The sequence below is a fragment of the Streptomyces sp. NBC_00554 genome (assembly GCF_041431135.1).
Lineage (GTDB): Bacteria > Actinomycetota > Actinomycetes > Streptomycetales > Streptomycetaceae > Streptomyces.
In genome coordinates this window covers 1,566,279-1,588,638 of sequence record NZ_CP107799.1, presented here as the reverse complement: position 1 = coordinate 1,588,638, position 22,360 = coordinate 1,566,279, and the positions used below count along the sequence as shown (strand labels likewise).

Genomic DNA, 22,360 nt, shown 5'->3' with positions numbered 1-22,360 from the left:
TCGAAGAGTTGGGGGATCACACGCGAGTTCAGAGCACGCGCAGCGTCCAGGACCAGCGGTGGGTACCGGCCGCGACGAGGTAGGAGGGCGAGGTGTCGGGCCCGCACGAGGCGGTGCCCAGGCCGCGGTGAGCGGCGTCGAGGTGCACGACGCAGCCGGGCCGCGGCACCAGCTCGTCGTGGTGTGTGGCGGCGGCCAGATCCTCGGCCAGGTAGCGGGTCACGGAGACCTGGGAGGGTTCCGCGAGGTCCACCGCCAGGCCCGTGGCGTCCGGCGCCGACAGGGTGAAGTGCCGTACGCCGTGCCGCCCGCCGCTCTCCTGCGGGCGCAGATAGGGGGTGAACAGCTCGTCCACGGGAACGGAGTGGTGCCCCACGGGCGCGCCCGTGCTCCGGTCCGGGTAGGACTCCCAGGGGCCCTGCCCGTACCACGCGAGGACGTCGAGCCCGGCGACGGTCTCGAAGACGGAGCCGACCCGAGCGACATCGTCGAGCCCGTCCGGCAGTTCGGCCGTCTCCTCGATGCGCACGCCGCCCCGGACGCGTGTGAACACCTGCTCGTGGCGCACGGGGCCGGCCTCGGTGACGTACTCGGCGAGCACGGTGATGCTCGCGCCCGCATGGCGTACGGCGACGACCTTGCGTACCAAGGCGTCCAGCCCCCACGCCTGCCAGCGCGCCGCCATGCCGCCGAGGACGTCGTTGTCGGTCGGTGCCCGCCACAGCGACAGCACGGGGGCGGCCGTGAGCAGCGGATGGACAAGGAGGCCGTCCTCGTCGACCTCGACGGGTGTGCCTCTCGGCGAGACCGGGGCCACTGGATCCGCCGCCCGCAGTCGCACCTGCGGCACACACACCTCCGTGCCGCGCGGCGCCCACGACTCGTCGTCGGCCGTCGTCACCCGCAGCGTGAGCCAGGCCTCGCCGCCGTCCTCCGGCAGCGCGAAGGGAAGCGGCACCGACGCGGTCCCGCCCGGCCGTACGGCGGGCAGCTCGGCCGGCGCCGTGAGCGTGCCGCCGTCCGCGAGGGCGAGCGACCACTCGGCGGCCAGCCATTCCAGACCGCGGAAGTGCTGGTGGTTGGTCACCCGGAGTCCGTCGCGGTCGTACGCCAGCCGAACGGGCGCCGCGATCTCCCGGTGCTCGTACATCACCGGCTTGGGCGTGCGGTCGGGAAAGACGACCCCGTCGGCGATGAACACGCCGTCATGGATCGTCTCGCCGAAGTCGCCGCCGTACGCCCAGCGGTGGCCCGGCGCGGCGACACCGTTGTCATACAGCCCGGCGCCACCGAGCCCGGCCGGTCTTCCGTCGTTCACACGCTGGAGAATGCCGTGGTCCCAGAACTCCCAGATGAAACCGCCCTGAAGCCCTGGGGTTGACTCGATGGCGGCCCAGTGGTCGGCGAGCGTGCCGTTGCTGTTTCCCATGGCGTGTGAGTACTCGCACTGGATGAGTGGCTTGGTCTGCTCGCCGGACAGGGCGTGCGCGACACAGTCCTCGATGGGCGCGTACATGGGGCAGGCGATGTCGGAGGCGAGCGCCGGGTCGGCCCAGTCGAGCTTGGCGGCGCCCTCGTACTGGAGCGGCCTGGTCGGGTCGTGGCGGCGGAGCCAGCCCGCCGCCGCGTCGTGGTTGGCGCCGTAGTCGGACTCGTTGCCGAGCGACCAGATGATGACGGAGGGATGGTTCTTGTCGCGGAGCGCCATCCGTGTGACCCGGTCCACGAAGGCGCTGGTGTAGCGCGGGTCGTCGGCGATCTCGTGGGCGTGGTCGTGCGCCTCGATGTTCGCCTCGTCGACCACATAGAAGCCGAGTTCGTCCGCGAGGTCGTACAGCGTCGGGTCGTTCGGGTAGTGCGCGGTGCGGATCGCGTTGAACCCGAACCGCTTCAGCAGCACGAGATCGGCGCGCATGTCGTCGTACGACACCGTCCGGCCGGTCAGCGGATGGAAGTCGTGCCGGTTGACGCCCCGGATGTAGACCCGCTCGCCGTTGAGGAGCAAATCCCTGCCGCGGATCTCGACCTCGCGGAAGCCGATGCGGTGGAGCGCGGTGTCGGCGACCGAGCCGTCGGCGCGGTGCAGCCGGACGGTCAGCCCGTACAGCTCGGGTGTCTCCGCGGACCACGGGCGGACCTCGCGGACGACCGTGCTCAGACGCACCTCGCCGAGGAAGTCGGAGACGCGGCCGTCCTCCTCGTTGAAGCGGTCGAACTCCGTGTCCTGGGCGATGAGTTGGGTCTCCAGCTGCCCGGTGACGTACCAGCCTGCGGGGAGCGCGCCCGAGGCATGCCGCACCTGGCAGTCCACCCGCAGCTCACCGTCGAGCCGGGTCCGCACGGTCACATCGGCCAGATACAGCGGATCGGTCGCGTACAGCAGTACGGGGCGGGTGATGCCGCCGTGCCACCACTGGTCCTGGTCCTCAAGGTGCGAGGCGTCCGACCACTTGACCACGGTGAGCCGCACGGTGTGCGACGCGCCGGGGTGTACGACGGCGGAGAGGTCGAACTCGGCCGCCAGATGCGAGTCCTTGGAGACGCCTACGGGCCGACCGTCGACGTGGACGAGCAGCACGCTCTCGGCGGCGCCCACCTGGAGCACGATCCGCCGGCCCGCCCACTCGGCCGGAACGTCGACCTCACGCTCGTACACGCCCGTCGGGTTGGCCGCCGGAGACGCGGGCGGGAACTCGCCCCACGGCATCTGGGAGTTGGTGTACCAGGGCAGGTCGTCGGTGTCCTGGAGGGTCCAGGCGCCGGGGACCTGGGACGAGGACCAGTCGTCGCCCACTGGAGCCGTGGGGGTCGGGAGGAGCTGGAAGCGCCAGTCGCCGTCGAGGGAGAGAGCCTGGGCGCGCCGGTCGACGGCGTTCATGGGCAAGCGCCCCCAGGAAGTCACCTCGGGTGACTCCCAGGGGCGCAGGGCCAGCAGCGGATCGTTGGTCATCCGCGGACGGCTCCCTTCGCGAGGTCGCCGATGATCTGCTTGGCGCCGATCGCGAACACGATCAGCAGCGGGATGAGGGCGAGCAGGGCGCCTGTCATCACGATGCCGTAGTCGGTGGTGCCGTGGGTGCCGTTGAGCTGGGACAGCGCGACCTGGAGGGTCACGTTGTCGGGGTTGGTGAGGGAGATCAGGGGCCAGGCGAAGTCGTTCCACTGGCCCATGAAGGTGAAGATGCCGAGGAAGGCGAGGCCGGGGCGGACCACCGGAAGCGCCACGTGCCAGTACTGGCGCAGGAAGTTCGCGCCGTCGAGCTTGGAGGCGTCGAGCAGCTCGTCGTGGATGGCCGTCTTCATGTACTGGCGCATCCAGAAGATGCCGAAGGCGTTGGCCGCGGCAGGCACGATCAGCGCGGTCATCGAGCCGATCCAGCCGATCTTCGCCATGAGGACGAACTGCGGGATGACCGACAACTGCGCCGGGACCATGAAGATGACCATGAGCAGCCCGAACAGCAGACCCTTGCCGGGGAACTCGAACTTGGCGAAGACGAACGCCGCGAGGGAGTCGAAGAGCAGGACCAGGAAGGTCACCGACGTCGCGACAAGGAGCGAGTTCCACATCGACCCGAAGAAGTCGATGGCGTCGAAGAGGTTGCGGACGTTCTCCAGGAAGTGCGTGCCCGGCAGCAGCTTCGGCGGGTAGGAGAAGATCTCCGTCGAGCTGTGCGTCGACATGATGACGGCCCAGTAGAACGGGAAGGCCGAGATCAGCGTGCCGATGACCAGCGGGAGGTGCAGCGCGATCCCTCTGCGGTGGGACCCCTTGATGGATGCCATGATGCGGGCCCTTCCTAGTCGCCCCGGCGCTGCACGAGGCGCCAGTTGATGATCGAGAAGATGACGACGACGAGGAAGATGCCCCACGCCACCGCGGCTCCGTACCCGAAGTCGTTGTTGTCGAAGGTCTGCTGGAAGAAGTAGAGGACCATCGTCTGGCCCGAGTGGCCCGGACCGCCCGCGAACGTCGAGTCGTTGGACGAGGTCTGGAGCAGCACCTGTGGTTCGGAGAAGCTCTGCAGGCCCGTGACCGTGGAGACGACGAGCACGAACAGCAGCGTGGGCCGCAGCAGCGGCAGCGTGATCCGGAAGAAGGTCTGGATCGGGTTGGCGCCGTCCACCCGCGCCGCCTCGTACAGCTCGCTCGGCACGGTCTGGAGCCCGGCGAGGAAGATGATGGCGTTGTAGCCGGTCCACTGCCAGGTCATCAGCGCCGCGATGGTGACCTTGATGCCCCACGGTGTGTTCAGCCAGGCCACTTGGTCGATCCCCACCGCCTCCAGGACGGCGTTCACCATGCCGAAGTTGGTGGAGAAGATCGAGCCGAAGACGATCGCGATGGCGACGACGGAAGTGACGTTCGGCAGGAAGTACGCGAACCGGTAGACGTTCTTGAAGCGGACCGCCGAGTTGAGCATCACGGCTGTGACCATCGCCAGGAAGATCATGGGGAAGGTGGCAAGGGCCCAGATGATGATCGTGTTGCCGATCGAGTTCCAGAAGTCGCTGTCGCTCAGCAGGTACTGGTACTGCGAGAGCCCGGCCCACTCCATCGAGCCGAGGCCGTCCCAGCGGTGGAAGGACAGATAGAGCGAGAAGCCGACCGGGAACAGGCCGAAGCCGAGGAAGATCAGGTAGAAGGGGGAGATGGCGGCGTAGAGGTGCCAGTACTTGCGCCAGCCCTTCTTCGGCCCGGCCGTGGAGGGCGGCGCCACAATGGGCGGGGTCTGCTCGATGACGGCCATCAGTAGCTCACCCCCAGGTGCTTCGCGATGCGACGGCACTTGCTCATGGCGTCACTCCAGGCTTTCTTGGGGTCCTTGCCGAGGACGCCGACGTTCTTGATCTCGTCCTTGATGGGCTGCCCGAGCGCGATGTCGTACGGGCTGTTGTAGGCGACCGCGATCTTCTGCGCGGCGGGCCCGAAGATGTCGGTCGTGACCTGGCCGCCGAAGAAGTCGTCCGGCTCCTGCATCTGCTTCAGGCCGTACGAGGCGGGCGTGGAGGGGAAGAGGCCCGCGTCGACGTAACCCTGCGCCTGGTTGGCCGCGTTGAGCATCCAGGTGATGATCTGGAAGGCCTGCTCGGGCTCGCGGCACGCCTTGGTGATCGACAGGAACGAGCCGCCGTTGTTGGCCGGCCGCACCGGCATGTCGGCGACCCGATACCTGCCCTTGGTCTTCGGCACACCGTTCTTGATGTCGAAGGCCGCCCAGGAGGCGCCCAGTTCGCTGGGCAGCTTGCCGTCCTGCTTGGCCGACAGCTGGTCCGGGGTGCCGTTCACGAGGTCGGAGACGATCCCGCGACGCTTGGCCTCCACGGCGAGCGCCCAGGCGTTGCGTACGTGCTCCTGGTCGCCGATGAAGTGGCGGTCCTTGTCGACGTACCGTTGGGAACCCTGCTGTACGACGTTCTCGAAGACGGAGTTGACGTCGGTGAGGAGCATGGTCCCCGGGATCCGCTTCTTGAGCTGCTCACCCGCGGCGAAGAAGTTCTCCCAGGTGTTCAACTCCCTGGACACGTCGGCCGGTTCGTACGGCAGCCCCGCCTTGCGGAACACCTCGAACTGGTAGAAGTGCGCGACAGGGCCGCAGTCGATCGGGAAGCCGACCATCGTGCCGTCGTCGGCGATGCCCTGGTCCCACTTCCACGACAGGTACTGGCTCTTGTACTTCTCCGCGCCCAGCGTCCGCAGATCGATGAACTGGTCCGCGTTCGGCAGGTAGGCGGCCATGTCCTCGCCCTTGAGCCCCGCGATGTCGGGGATGTGGGCCTGGCCGGTGATGGTGGTGATGAGCTTGGAGCGGTACTGGCCGCCGATCTGGATGGCATCGAGAGCGACCGAACTGTCGTAACGGGTCTTGGCGTTCTTCACGACCGTGTCGCTCAGACCCCCGCTCCAGTACCACAGGACCATGTTCCGACCGGTCGAGCCGGTCGGAACGGCACAGCCGGTCGCCAGGCCGCCGAGCGCGGTGGCGGCCGTACCGGCCAGGCCCGCGCGCAGCAGGCCTCTTCGTGAGAGCCGCACAGCTCCCACCGCCTTTCGGTTCTTCGAAGCGCCATGAAGCGCTTTCTGTACGAGAGGTGCCGATCAGAAGGTTCAGTGGGGGACGAGGTGGTGCGGACGGATTCAGTGGGGGGTGACGGGTGCGTACCGGACGGGCGGGCCGGGGTCGGCCGGGATCCGCTCGGCCAGGAAGCCGTACGCGCGCCGCAGTTCGGGATCCTGGAGGGAGTGCCACCAGCGGTGGACGCCGTACCAGCCGGGCGCCGCAAGCGCGCCGCCGTGCCGCTGCACGGAGAGCCCGGCGGCGAGCACCGCGAAGCGCAGCCGTTCCTCCAGCGGCCAGCCGCCGAGCGAGGCCGCGACGAAACTCGCGCCGAAGACGTCCCCGGCGCCCGTCGCGTCCAGGACATCGATGTCCAGGGCAGGTACTTCGGCGTACTCGCCCGTCGTCTGGTCCACCGCGACCGCGCCGTCGCCGCCCCGGGTGATCACGGCGACCGGCACGAGTTCGGTGAGCGTGCCGAGCGCCGCGACCGCGCTGTCGGTGCGGGTGTAGGCCATCGCCTCGGCCTCGTTGGGGAGGAAGGCGTGGCACAGGGAGAGCTGGTCGAGGAGGTCCGTGGACCACTGCTGGGTGGGGTCCCAGCCGACGTCCGCGTAGATCTGGGTGCCGTTCGCGGCCGCCTTGGCGAGCCAGGCGCGCGGTTCGGCCTCGATGTGCACGAGGGCCGTGCGCGCCTCGGGCGGGTCGCCCATCAGCTCGTCCTGCGAGTACGGCGGTTCCTGGCCGTGGGTGACCAGGGCGCGGTCGTTGCCGTGTGCGAGCGAGACGGTGACCGGGGTGTGCCAGCCGTCCGCGGTGCGGGAGAGCGAGAGGTCGACGCCCTCCTGGCCGGCGAGGACCGTGCGGCAGTACGAGCCGTAGTAGTCGTCGCCGAAAACGGTGGCCAGGGAGGTGCGCAGGCCGAAGCGGGAGGCCGCCACGGCCAGGTTGGCGATGCCGCCGGGGCTCACGCCCATGCCCTCGGTCCAGATCTCCTCGCCGGGGGTCGGCGGCTTGCCCAGCCCGGTGAGGACCAGGTCGTAGAAGAGCAGCCCGGTGAGCAGTACATCGGGCCGTTCGTCACCCACGAGCGCTTCCTCTCGTCAAAAGTCTGCAAGCGGTGCACAGGATCGTGCGCGCCTTCCAGCCATTTGGCAATAGTCGAGCAGAACTGAGCATAGAAATGATTGAGAATGACGAGTACTGTTCACGACGTGCTGGCAGAGCGACGACATCAACTCATCCTGCGGGCCCTGCGTTCAGGGGGCCCCGCGGCCGTGACCGATCTCTCCGAACAACTGGGTGTGAGCCCGGCCACGGTCCGCCGTGACCTGGTGAGACTGGAGGAGGAAGGGCTGCTGACGCGGGTGCACGGCGGCGCCGTCGTGGACGAGGGCGACCAGCCCTTCGCCGAGGTCGCCGAGGTCCGCGTGGCCGAGAAGGACGCCATAGCGGCCAAGGCGGCGTCGATGGTCCAGGACGGCCAGTCCGTCCTGCTCGACATCGGCACCACCGCGTACCGGCTGGCCAGACAGCTGCACGGCCGCCGGATCACCGTGATCACCAGCAATCTGGTGGTCTTCGAGGAGCTGGTGGACGACGAGGGCATCGAGCTGGTGCTGCTCGGCGGCATGGTCCGCCGCGAGTACCGCTCCCTGGTCGGCTTTCTCACCGAGGACAATCTGCGCCAGCTGCACGCGGACTGGGTCTTCCTCGGCACCAGCGGCATACGGCCGGGCGGCCAGGTGATGGACACGACCGTCGTCGAGGTGCCGGTCAAGCGCGCCATGATCAAGGCGGGGGAGCGGGTGGTCCTGCTCGCCGACCGGGCGAAGTTCCCCGGGACCGGCATGGCGAAGGTCTGCGGTCCCGAGGACCTGGACGTGGTGGTGACGAACGCGCCGGTGGACGCGGCGACGCGGTCCTCCCTGGAGGAAGCGGGCGTGCAAGTGGTCGTGACAGGAAAGGCGGAAACAGCGTGAAGCTGACGATTCTGGGTGGCGGCGGATTCCGGGTGCCGCTCGTGTACGGAGCGCTCCTCGGGGACCGAGCCGAGGGCCGCGTCACCCAGGTCGTGCTGCACGACCTGGACGCGGGACGGCTCTCCGCCGTGACCCGCGTGCTCGCCGAGCAGGCCGCCGGGGACCCGGACGCTCCCGAGGTCACCGCCACCACCGACCTCGACGACGCCCTGCGCGGCGCCGACTTCGTGTTCTCGGCGATCCGCGTCGGCGGACTCGAAGGGCGCGCGGCCGACGAGCGGGTCGCCCTGGACGAGGGTGTCCTCGGGCAGGAGACGGTCGGCGCCGGCGGCATCGCGTACGGCCTGCGCACGGTGCCCGTCGCCGTAGACATCGCACGACGCGTGGCCCGCCTCGCCCCCGACGCCTGGGTCATCAACTTCACCAACCCGGCAGGCCTGGTCACCGAGGCCATGTCCCGCCACCTCGGCGACCGCGTGATCGGCATCTGCGACTCTCCGGTCGGCCTCGGCCGCCGTATCGCCCAGGTCCTCGGCGCCAACCCGCGCGAGGCCTGGATCGACTACGTCGGCCTCAACCACCTCGGCTGGGTACGCGGTCTGCGCGTCGCGGGCCGCGACGAACTCCCGCGGCTGCTCGCCGACCAGGAGCTGCTTGGCTCCTTCGAGGAGGGCAAGCTCTTCGGCCCGGAGTGGCTCCAATCCCTGGGCGCGATCCCGAACGAGTACCTGCACTACTACTACTTCAACCGCGAGGCCGTACGGGCCTACCAGCAGGTGGAGAAGACCCGTGGGGCGTTCCTGCGCGACCAGCAGGCCGCGTTCTACGACGAGATGAAGCGCCCGGACGCCGCCGCGCTGACCGCCTGGGACCGTACACGCGCCGAGCGCGAGGCCACCTACATGGCGGAGAACCGGGACGTGGCCGACGCGGGCGAACGCGACGCCGACGACCTCTCCGGCGGCTACGAGAAGGTCGCGCTCGCCCTGATGCGGGCCATCGCCCGCGACGAGCGCACCACCCTGATCCTCAACGTGCGCAACCGCGGCACCCTTTCCGTCCTCGACTCCGAGGCCGTCATCGAGGTGCCCTGCCATGTCGACGCCAACGGCGCGCACCCCGTCGCCGTCGACCCGCTGCCCGACCACGCCACCGGACTGGTCTGCGCGGTCAAGGCGGTGGAGCGGGAGGTCCTGGCCACGGCCGAGTCGGGCTCGCGCACGACCGCGGTGAAGGCCTTCGCCCTGCACCCGCTGGTGGACTCCGTGAACGTCGCGCGCAGACTGGTCGATGGCTACACCTCGGTCCACCCAGGCTTGGCGTACCTTAAGTAAGCGCTTTCCACTTTCCTGGAGACTTCCTATGCATGACGAACGCCGCCGTATCGAGGAGCGCGTCGCGCGCGTCCACGACCAGCGCATCAAGCCCGCGACCTATGCCGCGTCCGTGCCCTTCGAGGTCGAGGCCTGGCAGGCTCCCGGTGAGCCCGTCCCGTTCGAGGAGGCCGCCTCCGCCTCGTACAAGCCCTTCGCCATGGACACCCCCTGGGGCCCGCCGTGGGGCACCACCTGGTTCCGGATGCGTGGCACCGTGCCGCCCGAGTGGACCGGCAAGCGCGTCGAGGCCGTCATCGACCTCGGCTTCACCGGCGACTGGCCCGGCAACCAGGCCGAGGCGCTCGTCCACCTCACGGACGGCACCCCGCTGAAGGCGGTCAACCCGCTCAACCAGTACGTGGCGATCGCCAACCCGGCGACGGGCGGCGAGGAGATCGACTACCTGGTCGAGGCGGCGTCCAACCCGGACATCCTGGCCAACGACTTCGCCCGTCCGACCCCGCTCGGCGACGTCCTCACGGCAGGCGACAAGCCTCTCTACACCTTCCGCCGCGCCGACATCGCCGTCCTGGACGAAGAGGTCTGGCACCTCGACCTGGACATCCAGGTGCTGCGCGAACTGATGCTGGAGCTGAACGAGCAGGACCCGCGCCGCCACGAGATCATGCACGCGCTCGACCACGCCCTGGACCTCCTGGACCTGGACGACATCTCCGGCTCGGCGGCCGAGGTCCGCGCCGCCCTCGTGCCCGTACTGTCCAAGCCCGCGCACGCCAGCGCCCACACCCTCTCCGGCGTCGGCCACGCGCACATCGACTCCGCCTGGCTGTGGCCGATCCGCGAGACCAAGCGCAAGACGTCCCGCACCTTCTCGAACGTCACCTCGCTCGCCGACGAGTACGAGGAGTTCATCTTCGCCTGTTCGCAGGCCCAGCAGTACGAATGGGTGCGCGACAACTACCCGCAGGTCTGGGCCCGTATCCAGGAGTCGGTGAAGCGCGGACAGTGGGCGCCGGTCGGCGGCATGTGGGTCGAGGCCGACGGCAACCTGCCCGGCGGTGAGGCGCTCGCCCGCCAGCTCGTCCACGGCAAGCGGTTCTTCATCGAGCACTTCGGCGTCGAGACCAAGGGTGTCTGGCTGCCTGACTCCTTCGGCTACAACGCCGCCTACCCGCAGCTCGCCAAGCTCGCCGGCAACGAGTGGTTCCTGACCCAGAAGCTCTCCTGGAACCAGACCAACAAGCTGCCCCACCACACCTTCTGGTGGGAGGGCATCGACGGCACGCGCATCTTCACGCACTTCCCGCCGGTCGACACCTACAACGCCCGCTTCAGTGGCGAGGAGATGTCCCGCGCCGTCCGCAACTACGCCGACAAGGGCCGCGGCACGCGCTCGCTCGCCCCCTTCGGCTGGGGCGACGGCGGCGGCGGTCCCACCCGCGAGATCATGGAACGGGCGCGCAGGCTGGCCGACTTGGAGGGTTCGGCGAAGGTCGTCGTCGAGCACCCCGACGCGTTCTTCGCCGCCGCGCGCGAGGAGTACCCGGACGCCCCGGTCTGGGTCGGCGAGCTCTACCTGGAGCTGCACCGCGCGACCTACACCTCCCAGGCCCGCACCAAGCAGGGCAACCGCAGGAGTGAACACCGGCTCCGCGAGGCCGAGTTGTGGGCGACCACCGCCGCGCTGCACGCGCCGGGCTACTCCTACCCGTACGAGAAGCTCGACCGGCTCTGGAAGACGGTTCTGCTCCACCAGTTCCACGACATCCTGCCGGGGTCCTCGATCGCCTGGGTGCACCGCGAGGCGGAGGCCGAATACGCCCGCGTGGCCGAGGAGTTGGAGGTGCTGACGGCCGAGGCGCTGGCCGCGCTCGGCGCGGGGGAGACCCGGGTCTTCAACACGAGTCCGTACGACCGGGCCGAGGTGGTCCGTACGTCCACGGGCGTCCCGATGTACGCGGAGGTACCGGCGAGCGGCAGCGCCCCCCTCGCGGTCGCCGAGTCCCCGCACCCGGTGACGGTCATCGGCCGCGTCCTCGAAAACGGCCTGGTACGCGTCGAGTTGGCGGAGGACGGCACGCTCGCCTCGGTACGCGACCTCAAGGCGAACCGCGAAGTCCTCGCCGACAAGGGCAACTTGCTCCGCCTGCACAGCGACCTCCCCAACTACTGGGACGCCTGGGACGTCGACAAGCACTACAAGAACCGCTACACGGACCTCCTGGACGCCGCCTCGATCACGGTCGTCGACGAGGACCCGCTGCTCGGCGCGATCCGGGTGGAGCGCGCCTTCGGCAAGGGGTCGCGGATCGTCCAGACGATCACCGTCCGCGCGGGCAGCCCGCGCATCGACTTCGAGACGGAGATCGACTGGCACGAGGCCGAGAAGTTCCTCAAGGCCGGCTTCCCGGTGGACATCCGGGCCCCGCACTCCTCCGCCGAGATCCAGTTCGGCCACGTCCAGCGCCCCACCCACACGAACACCAGCTGGGAGGCGGCCCGCTTCGAGGTGTACGGCCACCGCTGGGTGCACATCGGCGAACCCGGCTACGGCGTTGCGGTCATCAACGACTCGACGTACGGCCACGACGTCTCCCGCACGGTCCGCGAGGACGGCGGTACGACGACGACCGTCCGGCTCTCCCTGGTGCGCGCCCCGCGTGTCCCCGACCCCGAAGCCGACCAGGGCAAGCACCGCTTCACGTACTCGCTCCTTCCCGGGGCGAGCATCGAGGACGCGGTCGCGGAGGGCTACTCGCTCAACCTGCCCCTGCGGGTGGCGGAGGCCGGGCCGACCGAACCCGTCGTGTCCGTCGAGGGTGAGGGCGTGACGATCGAGGCGGTCAAGCTCGCCGATGACGCCTCGGGCGATGTCGTCGTACGCCTCTACGAGTCCCGGGGCGGTCGCGGGGAGGGTGTTCTGCGCACCGGTTTCCCGCTCGCCGGGGCCGAGTTGACCGACCTCCTTGAGCGCCCCTTCGAGGGAGCCGAGGCCGCGGTGGACGGCGACACGGTGGCGGTCTCGCTGCGGCCGTTCGAGGTGCAGACGCTGCGGCTGGCGCGGCGCCCGTAGAACACACGAGGGTGCCCGGCCTCCATCGGCCGGGCACCCTCTTTTGTGCGTTTCAGCCGGTGAAGCCGGCCGTGATGGACGTGAACTGCCAGTTGTTCTGGCTGATGCCGGAGCAGTTGCTGACCACTCCGCCACCGGCGCAGGGCCGGTCGCGGTTGACCGACCAGAAGGCGAGCCGGGCGATGTGGTGCGAGTTCGCCCAGTCGCGGATCTGGGTCCAGGTCGTCGGTGAGGTGAGCTCCTGCTGGTCGCTGAGCCCGTTCATGCCGGAGATCCCGATGTGCGCGTACGCCGTGGTGTCGTCCCAGCCGAAGGTGGACTTCAGCTTGGTCTTCAGCCCCTCGGTGGCGTTCACCGTGTTGCCGTACATGTCGGCGCCGCCGCCGAAGTCGAACGGCATGATCGTGAAGACGTCGATGTTGGCGCCCAGCGCCGAGGCACGCTCGATGAGCCGGTTGCCCCAGTAGGTCGGGCCCGTCGTCGTCGTACCGAAGGTGATGATCGTGCGCAGCCCCGGGTTGTTCGCCTTGACGATCTTCAGGGCGTTGAGGATGCGGTCCTGGACGACCTCGTTCTCGAACTCGTCGGTGTTCTCGATGTCGATGTCGATCGCCTTGAGCCCGTAAGCGTTGATCACCTGCTGGTATGCGCCCGCCAGCGCCTCAGGCGTCGAGCAGTTCGGCCCGAGCTTGTTGCCGCTCCAGCCGCCGATCGAGGGCACGATGTCACCGCCCGCGGCGCGGATGGAGTTGATGACCGACTGGTCGTTGCCGCCGGTCAGCGCGCGACTCCCGTCCCAGGCCGGGCTGCAGCCGCCCGAGGAGAGGATGAACGCCATCGTGAACCACTTGATCCCGGTCGAGTTCATCACGGTACTCACGGCCGGCGGATCGCCCCAGCCGAGGTAGAGGTACGGCGCCGCCTGCTTGAAGGTGGTGCCGGGGGTGCCCGCGTTCGTCGTCACGGAAAGGGAGTTGGAGGCGGCGGAGACGTTCCCGGCCGCGTCCCGCGCCCGCACGGTGAAGGTGTACGCCGTGCTCGGCGACAGACCGCTCACGGTCGCGGTCGTGCCCGACACGGTGAGCACCTGGTTGGCGCCGCTGTAGACGTTGTAGCCGGTGACGCCGACGTTGTCGCTCGAGGCGCCCCACGACAGGGACACACTGGAGGAGGTCTTGGCGGGGGAGGTGAGGTTCGTCGGCGCGGTCGGCGCCTGGGTGTCCGAGCCACCGCCGCCGCCCGGTCCGTCAAGGCTGACGTCGTCGGCGTAGTAGGTGCCCTGGCCGTACCAGCCGTGCGTGTAGATCGTGGCGCTGGTCTGCGAGGCACCGGTCGTGAAGTTCACGGTGAGCTGGCTGTACGCCGCCGTGGACGTCGTCCAGGTCGCGGCGCCGCCCTCCACGCCCAGGTACACATAGCTGCCGCGCACCCAGCCCGTCAGGGCGTACGCCGTGTTCGGCTGGACGGCGACGGTCTGGCTGCACTTGGCGTTGTTGCTCGAACTCGCCGCCCCCGCAAGGGCCTTGGTGCCGCCGTGCACGGGGGTGGAGACGATCGAGCCCAGGTTCCCGGTGCAGGACCAGGGGGAGAGGACGCCCGACTCGAAGCCGGGGTTGGTGAGGATGTTGGCCGCGTGGGCCGTGGTGGGCAGGGCGACCGCCCCGGCCAGAGCCAGGGCGGCGGTGCCGAGCAGAGCGAAGAAGCGACGTCTGGAACGCCTGAAGAAGTCGATGCGCACGCGATCTCCCTGAAGGAATGGGGGTGATTCGGGAGTGCTGAAGGTGCGCAACCAAGTTGGTATGGACCAATCACGCTGTCAAGATGCTGTGCGTGAATTGGTCCAGACCGGTAGGTGGAGAAGCGGTACGGGTCTAGGCGGGTGCGGTGGCGGAAGCGGCTGCCGGTGTGATGACCGGTGTGATGGTCGGCGTGAGCGCGATCTCCGTCGCCGGTGCGGTCGTGGTCTCCGCGCCCGTTGCCATGGTGGCCTCCGAGGCGGGTGCGGGCACCGCCGGCAGCGTCTCGGCCCGCTGCTGCGGCAACGTCACCGGACGCACCGGGCGCGGTCCCGTGACCACGGCGTAGTCCTGCCCGAGCATCGACGGAACCACCTCGCCCGTCTCCTCGCCGAGCGCCAACTGCACTGCCGCCCAAGGGGCGTTGATCCCGCACAGTGCGAGCTGGTGCAGTCCGCCGGCCGGCCGGGTGTTGACGTCCATGAGGACCGGCTCGTCCCCGAACATACGGAACTGAATGTTCGTCAGATAGTGCAGCCCGAACGCCTCCGCGAGCCGGCGCGCGGGGTCGATCCAGGAGGGGTGGAGCGTGAACCCGCGACGGCGCCCGTTCTTGGTGCGGCCCACCGCCATCCGGACCCGGCCGTCCGGCCCGGTCAGGCAGTCGACGGACACCTCCGGCTCCGCCAGGAGCGGCATGACCAGCCAGTCGACGGGCTTCTCGGCTCCGCGCACGGCGTCCTGCACCAGGCTCAACGGCACGTACGGGCTGGGAAAACCATTGAGCTGGTTGAGTGAGAAGGGGGCGCGCGTGATGACGCGGAAGCCCACCCCGCCCGCTCCCGCCGCGGGCTTGAAGCAGGCCTTGTGACCCGCCGCCTCCAACGCCTCGACGGCGACGAGGAGTTCCTCCTCGTTGCGCACCCGCCACCACGGCGGCACCGGAATGCCCATCGCCTGCAGCGCCTGATACGCCGTCACCTTGTCGTGGAAGATGGCCACGGCCTCGGCGGGCGGCGCGAGCAGGGCCGTACCGAGCGCGGCGAACTCCGCGCGGTGCGCCACGATCGCCGACTGGTGCAGCACGGGCACGAACACATCGATCTCGTGCCGGGCGCACTGGTCTAGGGCGTACTCGACGTAGGCGGCCCGGGAAAGACCCTCGGGCTCCATGGCGGCGGTGTCGGCAGCGGCCAGGATGGGCGAGTCGGCGTCTCCGTGTGTCGCATGGATCTCGACCGGTCGGCGCTGCGGATTACTTCGCAGCTGATCCATGAAGAACACGTTCTCCGCGTACGTGCGGTTGAGCCAGACGCGTACGCGAGAACCCATGCAGGCCGCCTTTCGGGGTTTCCGGGCACAGCGGAGCAGGCCGTGCCCGGCCAGGGGAGGGGGAGGTGCACCAGGCCGTCGCACACCCGAGGGAGGTTCAGGGCGGTGGTGTTAGGGGCGATCATAAGGGGCGCGGGACGGGTGTGGCGCTACAGGCGTGTTACGGATTCCCGAATTGTGGACCCCGGGCACCGCGGGACGCTCTTGTCCGGGCTCGGCGGGATGTGTTCTCGTGAGGCCAGTCGTGTTCGTGGAAGGGGCGAGGGTGGAGTCGAAGGCCGGCCGTTCGGGACAACTGTTGGCCATCAGCGATCTGCACATCGGATACGCCGAGAACCGCGCCCTCGTCGAGAAGATGCGTCCCCAGTCGGACGACGACTGGCTCCTGGTGGCCGGCGACGTCAGCGAGAGCGTCGCCGACATCCACTGGGCCCTCGAAACGCTCAGCGGCCGTTTCCGCAAGGTGATCTGGGCGCCCGGCAACCACGAGCTGTGGACCCACCCGAAGGACCCGGTGCAGCTGCGCGGCGTCGCCCGGTACGAGCATCTCGTCGCCCTGTGCCGGGAGTTGGGCGTCACGACCCCCGAGGATCCGTACCCGGTCTGGGACGGTCCGGGCGGCCCCGCGGTCGTCGCACCGCTCTTCCTGCTCTACGACTACTCGTTCCTGCCGAAGGGCTGCACGACCAAGGACGAGGGCCTCGCCTACGCCGAGGGCACCGGGGTGATCTGCACCGACGAGCACTTCCTGCACCCCGACCCCTATCCGAGCCGCGAGGCCTGGTGCCGGGCCCGGGTCGCCGAGACCGAGCGCAGACTCGCCGAGCTGCCCGACGACCTGCCCGTGATCCCGGTCAACCACTACCCGCTGGACCGTCACCCGACGGACGTCCTGCGCTACCCCGAGTTCGCGATGTGGTGCGGCACCACACTGACCGCCGACTGGCACCGCAGATTCCGCATCGAGACCATGGTCTACGGTCATCTCCACATCCCACGGACCACCTGGCACGAGGGCGTCCGCTTCGAAGAGGTGTCCGTGGGCTACCCCCGCGAGTGGCGCACCCGCCCGGAACCGCCCGGTACGCTGCGCCGCATTCTGCCGATGGAGGTCGGAACCGGTGATCGAGGAGCTGCTCCCGGAGTCCGTCGTGGCTGTGGAGACCTACGGTGACGACGGGGCCGAGGGTACGACCCTGTACCCCGAGGAGCAGGCGCTCCTGACCCGGGCCGTGGAGAAGCGGCGCCGCGAGTTCACCGCCGTGCGCGGCTGCGCCCGGCGCGCCATGGAGAAGCTCGGCGTGGCCCCGGCGCCCATCCTGCCCGGCGAGCGCGGCGCCCCGCAGTGGCCCGCGGGCCTGATCGGCAGCATGACGCACTGCGAGGGCTACAGCGCCGCCGCGCTGGCCCGCGCCACCGACCTGGCCTCCCTCGGCATCGACGCCGAACCCCACCTGGCGCTCCCCGAGGGTGTCTTCGACGCCGTGGCCCTGCCCACCGAGGTCGACAGGCTGGCCGGCCTCGGCGCCCGGATGCCCGCCGTCCACTGGGACCGGCTGCTGTTCAGCGCCAAGGAGTCGGTCTACAAGGCGTGGTTCCCGCTCACCGGGAAGTGGCTGGACTTCTCCGAGGCGGACATCGACCTCCTCCTGGACCCCGGGTCCGGCGGCGGCCCCGTCCTGTCGGGGAGACTGCGCGCGGAACTCCTCGTACCGGGCCCGCTGGTCGGTGGCGACCGCGTCAGGTACTTCGACGGGCGCTGGACCGTCCAGCGGGGCCTGGCCGCGACGGTGGTGACTGTGCCGCACGGGTCGGGCGGCTCGCGGTGACCGAGCTGCATGGCTGAGGCGGTTCATGGTGACCGTGCCGCTCGGCTGAGGCGGCATGCCGTGACCGTGCCGCTCGGCTGAGGCTGCTCGCCGCCACCCGGCTGCGCTGGATGCACAGTCACCGTGTCGCACAGCTGACGCCGGCGCACGGCCACCGCGCCTCAGACCTGCGTCGGCTCCGGGCACCACGTGTGCAGCAGCCGGAAGAACGCCTCCTCGTTGCCCGCGAGCCCGGCCGCCGCCAGTGCCCGCTCCGCCTCGGCCAGGGCGGCGGGCGGCACCACGGGTGGTCGGCGCCCGTCAGGCGAACTGTCGAAGGCGGCTCGTACGGTCTGGAGGAGACGCAGGTACGCCTGCACGGCGGCGCGTTCGTGATCGGTCAGTACGGCGGTCGGCATCGGACGGCTCTCCCCGGGTCGGATTGTCGAAGCGGTACATGGCGGTACGTGACTCCAGCTTGCCGTCCGCCACTGACAATGCCGTTTTGGTACGCGGAGGTTCGCCCGCTTAGCGGAGGCGAAACCTCACGGAAATCCCTTGTGGGACGAGGGGCCTAGGCTGGACCGGAGAGCTGGGAACCGCTTTCTCGGCGGCTGGGAGCTGCCTCGACGGTGGCTTGGGGGCTGCCTGCACGGCGGCCTGGGAAGAGGAGGCGAGCCCATGGTCGACGTACCGCCCAGGCGACCGCGGCGCACCCTGCGCTCGGTGGGTGACGGGGAGCTGCGCCTGCACCACCGCGTCGTGCACGGCTACCGGCGCGCCTACCGGATGGCGGGCGAGGGTCCGGCCCTCGTCCTGATCCACGGCATCGGCGACTCCTCGGACACCTGGGGAGAGCTGATCCCCGACCTCGCCCGCACCCACACGGTGATCGCGCCCGATCTGCTCGGCCACGGAGCGTCCGACAAGCCGCGGGCCGACTACTCGGTGGCCGCGTACGCCAACGGGGTACGCGATCTGCTCACCACCCTCGACATCGAGTCCGCCACGCTGGTCGGGCACTCGCTGGGCGGCGGTGTCGCGATGCAGTTCGCCTACCAGTTCCCCGAGCGCACCGAGCGGCTGATCCTGGTCAGCGCGGGCGGCGTCGGGGGCGAGGTCAACCCCGTGCTGCGCGCGGTCTCCCTGCCGGGCGCCCACCTCATGCTCTCGACACTGAGACTGCCGGGCATGCGTCTCCAAGTGGGCCTGTTCCTGCGCCTGATGAGACTCCTCGACACCGATCTGGGCCAGGACGCGCCCGAGTTGCTGAACCTCGTGGACGCGCTGCCCGACGCGACGTCCCGCAGCGCCTTCATCCGGACCCTGCGCGCCGTGGTCGACTGGCGGGGGCAGGCGGTGACCATGCTCGACCGCTGCTATCTGACCGAGGGCATGCCCACGATGCTGCTCTGGGGGGACCGGGACAGCGTGGTGCCGGTGCGGCACGCGTACGGGGCGCACAAGGCGATGCCGGGCAGCCGACTGGAGATCTTCGAGGGCGCGGGCCACTTCCCCTTCCACAGCGACCCGGCACGCTTCCTCGCCCTGGTCGAGGAGTTCACGAGTACGACGAGCCCCGCCGACTGGAGCCGTGATCACTGGCGCGAGCTGCTGCGCGCGGGCCGCCCGGGCACGGCCGTCGGACAGCCGGACACGGCCCAGAACCGCGCGCTGGAACGGGACCTGCGAGAGGCGAGCGAACGCAGCGCGACGTGACGCCGCCGCCGGTGCTCATCCGATCCGCTCGCGGGACCCCGTCGCCGCCCCGGCCTCGATCCGTTCCCGCGCTGTCGCGACGACGGGGGACCGGCGCAGGGCGATGGACATCCCCACCAGGTCCCGGGGACCGCCCGCCGAGGCGGAGGCGGAGGACGGGGCGCTGACGACCTTGCCCTCCGGATCGTCCGCCCTGGCCCGCAGCGCCGCCGTCACCATCGTCGCGTCGGCCTCGGCCCGCGCCCGGTCCGGGCCGGAGCCCGCGGCCACGGCGGCGTCGTATGCACGCGCGCGCACCTCGGGGTCGAAGTAGGGGTACAGGGCGAGCATCCCGTCGTGGATGTCGGACTCCCGCTGGGTCACCTGGAGTTCGGCGGGCGCCCACCAGGCGATCCGCACGGCGCGGTGGCCGTGGTCCCCCGCCGGCCGCAACTCCCGCCAAAGCGGCCCGAGTCGACGGTACGTCGACCACGTGCTCCACACGTCCCCGATGCGCTGGCAGGCCATCGGGACGCAGAAGCCGATGGCGCAGACGAGCTCTCCGGCGGCGGACAGCGTGGGTGCGAAGTAGGTGCTCAGGTAGTCGAGGTTCCCGCCGTTCCAGCGGGCGTTGACGGCGATCAACTTGGCCGCCGCGAAACCGATGTTGGACAGGAAGCCGACACTCATGACCAGCAGCCCGACGCGCAGCCAGCCGCTCACCTTGAGGGCCCAGCGCCAGCACACCACGGTCATCGAGACGTTCGCGACGGCGAGTGCCGTGAGGTACAGCACGATCATCTCGCGCATGTACGGCGTGTTGGCGTAGTAGGTGTCGAAGTCCCGCCGGCGTTCCATGGGCGCGTGGCCCAGCGCGAAGAGCACCACCGTCGCCGCGATGACCACGGCGTACCCGGCGATCCAACGGCGCGAGACGAGCCGCGTGTTCGGTCCGCCGCGCCAGTTGATCAGCAGCACCAGGCAGGAGGCGCTGAAGGCGCTCAGCAGGGAGTACACGATCGCCACGGAGAAGTTCGAGACCCCGGTGGCGCGGTTGACCCAGCCGATCGTCGGCGGGGCCGCGAAGAAGAACACCAGGCCGGCGAGGAGGATCAGTGCGTAGGCCGACCGCAGCAGCGGGTCGCGTCGGCCGCGCAGCACCGAAGGGCCCTTGATGACGAGGGCGACCGCCATCGCGGCCGCCGGTACGTAGTAGCTGGAGTCGTGCACGCGGCCTCAGCCCTGCGGCCCGCGGTAGCCGAGCGATGCCTCGATCCGGCCCGCGAGTCCATCGCGCCGCACCGGCCTGCGCAGCGAGGAACCGGCAAGCCACGTACGGCACTTGCTGGCGAGCAGCAGACCGAAGCTCTCCGCCTCTGCCTCGTCCGCGAGGTGCGACCGGGTGCGCGCGGCGACCTTGAGGACGGTCTCCTGGAGGTCCGCGGAGTCGTTGAGTAAGCGGGCCGCGACGGCCGCGCCCTCGACGTGGTGACTGCAGTGCCCGGCCTGCATGTGCCACAGCTCGTGGCCCAGGATCACCAACTGGTGGTCGGGCGCGGTGCGTTCCTCGATGACGACGAGGTCCTGCTCGGCCATGTCGAGCCAGAGCCCGCTGGCGGTCCCGGGCGGGAACGCCGCCGTGCGGAACTGGACGGGGCGGCCGCGACGTCTGCTCATGGCGTCGCACAGCTCCGCGTAGAGGTCGGCGGGTTCCGCCGGTGCCGGGAGGGTCAGTTCTCCGACCAACTCCCCGCACAGGCGGCGCATTTCCCTTCGGATGCCCACAGTTCTCCCCGTGCTCACGACTCGGGCCGCTTGACGCTTTCCAAGAGCATGTCCAGCCACTCGGCGACCTTGTCCCGGTGCTGGTCGGTGGGCAACTGAGCGGCCCGCCAGGCGATTCCGCGGACACCGTGGTCGAGGAGCAGCCGCTCCAGCGGGTCGGCGGCCACCGAGGCGGCCGCGCGCTCACGGTCGGCGAGCCGTTGCAGCAGCTCCTGCTCCGAGCGCTGGAGGGCGCCCACGAGCGCCTCGGAGTCCTCGGCCGTGAGGAACCCGGCATGCACCCTGAAGAAGCGCTGAATGGCGTCGCAGTGCTCCATGGTGGGGCGCCGGTCGCCATTGATGAGGGCCCCGGCCTGCTGCCGCGACATGCCGGCGCCGTCCGCGATCTCCTGCTGCGTGTACCGGCGGCCGTTCGGCTTGAGCCGGGTGCGGCGCAGCAGGTCCAGCCGCTGCAGGAATCGGGCCTGCAGATCGGGTTCCCCGGCGCGGCGGCCGCTCAGCAGGGCTCGCACCACGGGGTCGGGAACGCCGGACTCGGCCGACAGGCGCCGGAGGTCGAAGACCTCGGCCTGCTGCACCCCGAGCCGGTCGGCGAGTGTGGTGACCCGGGCCACGACGGCCTGCAGCAGAACCGTCGCCGTGGCGCCCGGAACTTCGAAGCCATCCGTCACCGACAGATCTCCTACATCTCTTCTCAGTTCGCTCTCATGATGGTCAGGAACCATCGGGAGACTAGCCCCTAGCTCGAACTCACATCCAGGTCTCGCCACAACTGTGGCGAGATTCAGCCGTCAACAGGCGTCAAATGCCACGATAGTTGACACGACTGTATTCCGGGCAGCAGGATCAGGGCGCCGCGTGAAGGCCGCAGAGGCAAGAGGGGTGACCTCCCGATGGCGTACCAGGCAGGATGGCAGCGGTCCCAGCCGCGACCTGTCCCCGAGAGTCTCGAAGCTCAGGCGTATCTCCAGGACTACGCCGCTCTTCTCGGGGCCGTCCCGTTCCCCTCCGTCGTCTTCGACCACCGCTGGGACGTCGTCCTGTGCAACGACGCGTTCGAGACACTTTTCGCCGGGGTCGCACCGCACCCGACGGCCATGCCGGGCGACAACTTCCTCCGGTTCGTGCTGTTCCATCCGGACGCGAGCACCGTCCTGGGCGAGCATGAGTCGAGCTGGTGTCTGCCGATGCTGGCCCACTTCGCGGCCGCCGTGGAGCGGCACGACCAGGACCGCGCACTGCAGTCGATCCGCCGGGACATCGCCCAGGACCCGATCATGGACGTCGCCTACCGGCACGGTCTGCCGCACTGGATCCGCGCGGTCGGCCCGGACGGCGTCGAGCCCGACGGCGCCGTGCGCCCGCTGCTGCACCCCGACCCGCGCTGGGGTCGTACGGACTGCCGGATCGTCGGCGACACCCCCAAGTCCCTTCAGGACATGGGCTACACGCGGATGACACTGGTCCTGCGCGAGGCGCGGCAGGCGGCGACAGGCCCCCGCAAGGCGCGCAAGACCCGGAACGGCGTGGCGGAGCTGCGGGCGGTGTGA

General features: G+C 69.9%; 18 protein-coding genes. 7 read left to right on the top strand and 11 right to left on the bottom strand.

From position 1 onward, the window contains the following. Positions 1–28: 28 nt before the first annotated feature. From OG266_RS07140 to OG266_RS07120, 5 genes are all read right to left on the bottom strand, one after another. Entirely contained in the window at positions 29–2,950 is a 2,922-nt protein-coding gene (locus tag OG266_RS07140; RefSeq protein ID WP_371543870.1) for a glycoside hydrolase family 2 TIM barrel-domain containing protein, read from the bottom strand. Next, on the bottom strand, positions 2,947–3,786 hold the full coding sequence (locus OG266_RS07135) for a carbohydrate ABC transporter permease (RefSeq protein ID WP_266473076.1): 840 nt from the start codon (positions 3,784–3,786) through the stop codon (positions 2,947–2,949). Before OG266_RS07135 ends, OG266_RS07140 begins: the two co-directional genes overlap by 4 nt. A gap of 14 nt (positions 3,787–3,800) precedes the next feature. Continuing rightward, the gene (locus tag OG266_RS07130; RefSeq protein ID WP_371543868.1) at positions 3,801–4,751 is read right to left on the bottom strand and encodes a carbohydrate ABC transporter permease; all 951 of its coding nucleotides are present in this window, start codon (positions 4,749–4,751) and stop codon (positions 3,801–3,803) included. Next, a complete protein-coding gene (locus OG266_RS07125) occupies positions 4,751–6,037 on the bottom strand; it encodes an ABC transporter substrate-binding protein (protein ID WP_371543866.1) in 1,287 nt (428 codons plus the stop codon). Before OG266_RS07125 ends, OG266_RS07130 begins: the two co-directional genes overlap by 1 nt. A 102-nt stretch (positions 6,038–6,139) precedes the next feature. Continuing rightward, a complete protein-coding gene (locus tag OG266_RS07120; protein WP_266473072.1) occupies positions 6,140–7,147 on the bottom strand; it encodes a carbohydrate kinase family protein in 1,008 nt (335 codons plus the stop codon). 126 nt (positions 7,148–7,273) lie between these two features. Between OG266_RS07120 and OG266_RS07115 the strand changes: the two genes are divergently transcribed. The 3 genes from OG266_RS07115 to OG266_RS07105 are packed head-to-tail and all read left to right on the top strand — an operon-like array spanning position 7,274 to position 12,451. After that, a complete protein-coding gene (locus OG266_RS07115; protein WP_266473070.1) occupies positions 7,274–8,041 on the top strand; it encodes a DeoR/GlpR family DNA-binding transcription regulator in 768 nt (255 codons plus the stop codon). Further along, the gene (locus OG266_RS07110; protein ID WP_266473068.1) at positions 8,038–9,375 is read left to right on the top strand and encodes a 6-phospho-beta-glucosidase; all 1,338 of its coding nucleotides are present in this window, start codon (positions 8,038–8,040) and stop codon (positions 9,373–9,375) included. Before OG266_RS07115 ends, OG266_RS07110 begins: the two co-directional genes overlap by 4 nt. Positions 9,376–9,403: 28 nt before the next feature. After that, positions 9,404–12,451 (top strand): alpha-mannosidase, encoded by a 3,048-nt coding sequence (locus OG266_RS07105; RefSeq protein ID WP_371543864.1) that lies wholly within the window; start codon positions 9,404–9,406, stop codon positions 12,449–12,451. A gap of 52 nt (positions 12,452–12,503) precedes the next feature. Here OG266_RS07105 and OG266_RS07100 read toward each other — a convergent pair whose 3' ends face one another. Continuing rightward, positions 12,504–14,189 carry a fibronectin type III domain-containing protein gene (locus OG266_RS07100; RefSeq protein ID WP_371543862.1) on the bottom strand — a complete coding sequence of 562 codons (1,686 nt, stop codon included), beginning with the start codon at positions 14,187–14,189 and terminating at the stop codon, positions 12,504–12,506. Between the two features lie 133 nt (positions 14,190–14,322). Further along, positions 14,323–15,519, bottom strand: coding sequence for an ATP-grasp domain-containing protein (locus OG266_RS07095; RefSeq protein WP_371543860.1), 1,197 nt, complete (start codon positions 15,517–15,519; stop codon positions 14,323–14,325). 265 nt (positions 15,520–15,784) lie between these two features. On the opposite strand from OG266_RS07095, the gene OG266_RS07090 reads away from it, so the two are divergent. After that, on the top strand, positions 15,785–16,693 hold the full coding sequence (locus OG266_RS07090; protein WP_371543858.1) for a metallophosphoesterase: 909 nt from the start codon (positions 15,785–15,787) through the stop codon (positions 16,691–16,693). Beyond that, positions 16,641–17,348, top strand: coding sequence for a 4'-phosphopantetheinyl transferase (locus OG266_RS07085; protein ID WP_371543856.1), 708 nt, complete (start codon positions 16,641–16,643; stop codon positions 17,346–17,348). Before OG266_RS07090 ends, OG266_RS07085 begins: the two co-directional genes overlap by 53 nt. 161 nt (positions 17,349–17,509) lie before the next feature. Here OG266_RS07085 and OG266_RS07080 read toward each other — a convergent pair whose 3' ends face one another. Beyond that, positions 17,510–17,746, bottom strand: coding sequence for a hypothetical protein (locus tag OG266_RS07080; RefSeq protein WP_371543854.1), 237 nt, complete (start codon positions 17,744–17,746; stop codon positions 17,510–17,512). A 262-nt stretch (positions 17,747–18,008) separates the two neighbouring features. On the opposite strand from OG266_RS07080, the gene OG266_RS07075 reads away from it, so the two are divergent. Next, on the top strand, positions 18,009–19,046 hold the full coding sequence (locus OG266_RS07075; protein ID WP_371543853.1) for an alpha/beta fold hydrolase: 1,038 nt from the start codon (positions 18,009–18,011) through the stop codon (positions 19,044–19,046). 15 nt (positions 19,047–19,061) lie between these two features. Here OG266_RS07075 and OG266_RS07070 read toward each other — a convergent pair whose 3' ends face one another. Genes OG266_RS07070 through OG266_RS07060 form a run of 3 tightly spaced genes read right to left on the bottom strand, consistent with a single transcriptional unit; the run spans position 19,062 to position 21,481 of the window. Next, on the bottom strand, positions 19,062–20,255 hold the full coding sequence (locus OG266_RS07070; RefSeq protein WP_266473058.1) for an MAB_1171c family putative transporter: 1,194 nt from the start codon (positions 20,253–20,255) through the stop codon (positions 19,062–19,064). A 6-nt stretch (positions 20,256–20,261) separates the two neighbouring features. Next, positions 20,262–20,792, bottom strand: a complete 531-nt coding sequence (locus OG266_RS07065) for a toxin-antitoxin system, toxin component (protein WP_266474966.1) — start codon at positions 20,790–20,792, stop codon at positions 20,262–20,264. A 32-nt stretch (positions 20,793–20,824) separates the two neighbouring features. Next, positions 20,825–21,481 carry a helix-turn-helix transcriptional regulator gene (locus OG266_RS07060; protein ID WP_329544423.1) on the bottom strand — a complete coding sequence of 219 codons (657 nt, stop codon included), beginning with the start codon at positions 21,479–21,481 and terminating at the stop codon, positions 20,825–20,827. 222 nt (positions 21,482–21,703) lie between these two features. On the opposite strand from OG266_RS07060, the gene OG266_RS07055 reads away from it, so the two are divergent. Then, a complete protein-coding gene (locus OG266_RS07055) occupies positions 21,704–22,360 on the top strand; it encodes a hypothetical protein (protein ID WP_266473055.1) in 657 nt (218 codons plus the stop codon).

What these genes read in the sequence shown, in the direction of transcription:
- OG266_RS07135 (WP_266473076.1), bottom strand. Translation starts at nt 3,786, where the DNA reads ATGGCATCCATCAAGGGGTCCCACCGCAGAGGGATCGCGCTGCACCTC.
- OG266_RS07075 (WP_371543853.1), top strand. Translation starts at nt 18,009, where the DNA reads ATGGTCGACGTACCGCCCAGGCGACCGCGGCGCACCCTGCGCTCGGTG.
- OG266_RS07095 (WP_371543860.1), bottom strand. Translation starts at nt 15,519, where the DNA reads ATGGGTTCTCGCGTACGCGTCTGGCTCAACCGCACGTACGCGGAGAAC.
- OG266_RS07130 (WP_371543868.1), bottom strand. Translation starts at nt 4,751, where the DNA reads ATGGCCGTCATCGAGCAGACCCCGCCCATTGTGGCGCCGCCCTCCACG.
- OG266_RS07055 (WP_266473055.1), top strand. Translation starts at nt 21,704, where the DNA reads ATGGCGTACCAGGCAGGATGGCAGCGGTCCCAGCCGCGACCTGTCCCC.
- OG266_RS07065 (WP_266474966.1), bottom strand. Translation starts at nt 20,792, where the DNA reads ATGCGCCGCCTGTGCGGGGAGTTGGTCGGAGAACTGACCCTCCCGGCA.
- OG266_RS07140 (WP_371543870.1), bottom strand. Translation starts at nt 2,950, where the DNA reads ATGACCAACGATCCGCTGCTGGCCCTGCGCCCCTGGGAGTCACCCGAG.
- OG266_RS07080 (WP_371543854.1), bottom strand. Translation starts at nt 17,746, where the DNA reads ATGCCGACCGCCGTACTGACCGATCACGAACGCGCCGCCGTGCAGGCG.
- OG266_RS07105 (WP_371543864.1), top strand. Translation starts at nt 9,404, where the DNA reads ATGCATGACGAACGCCGCCGTATCGAGGAGCGCGTCGCGCGCGTCCAC.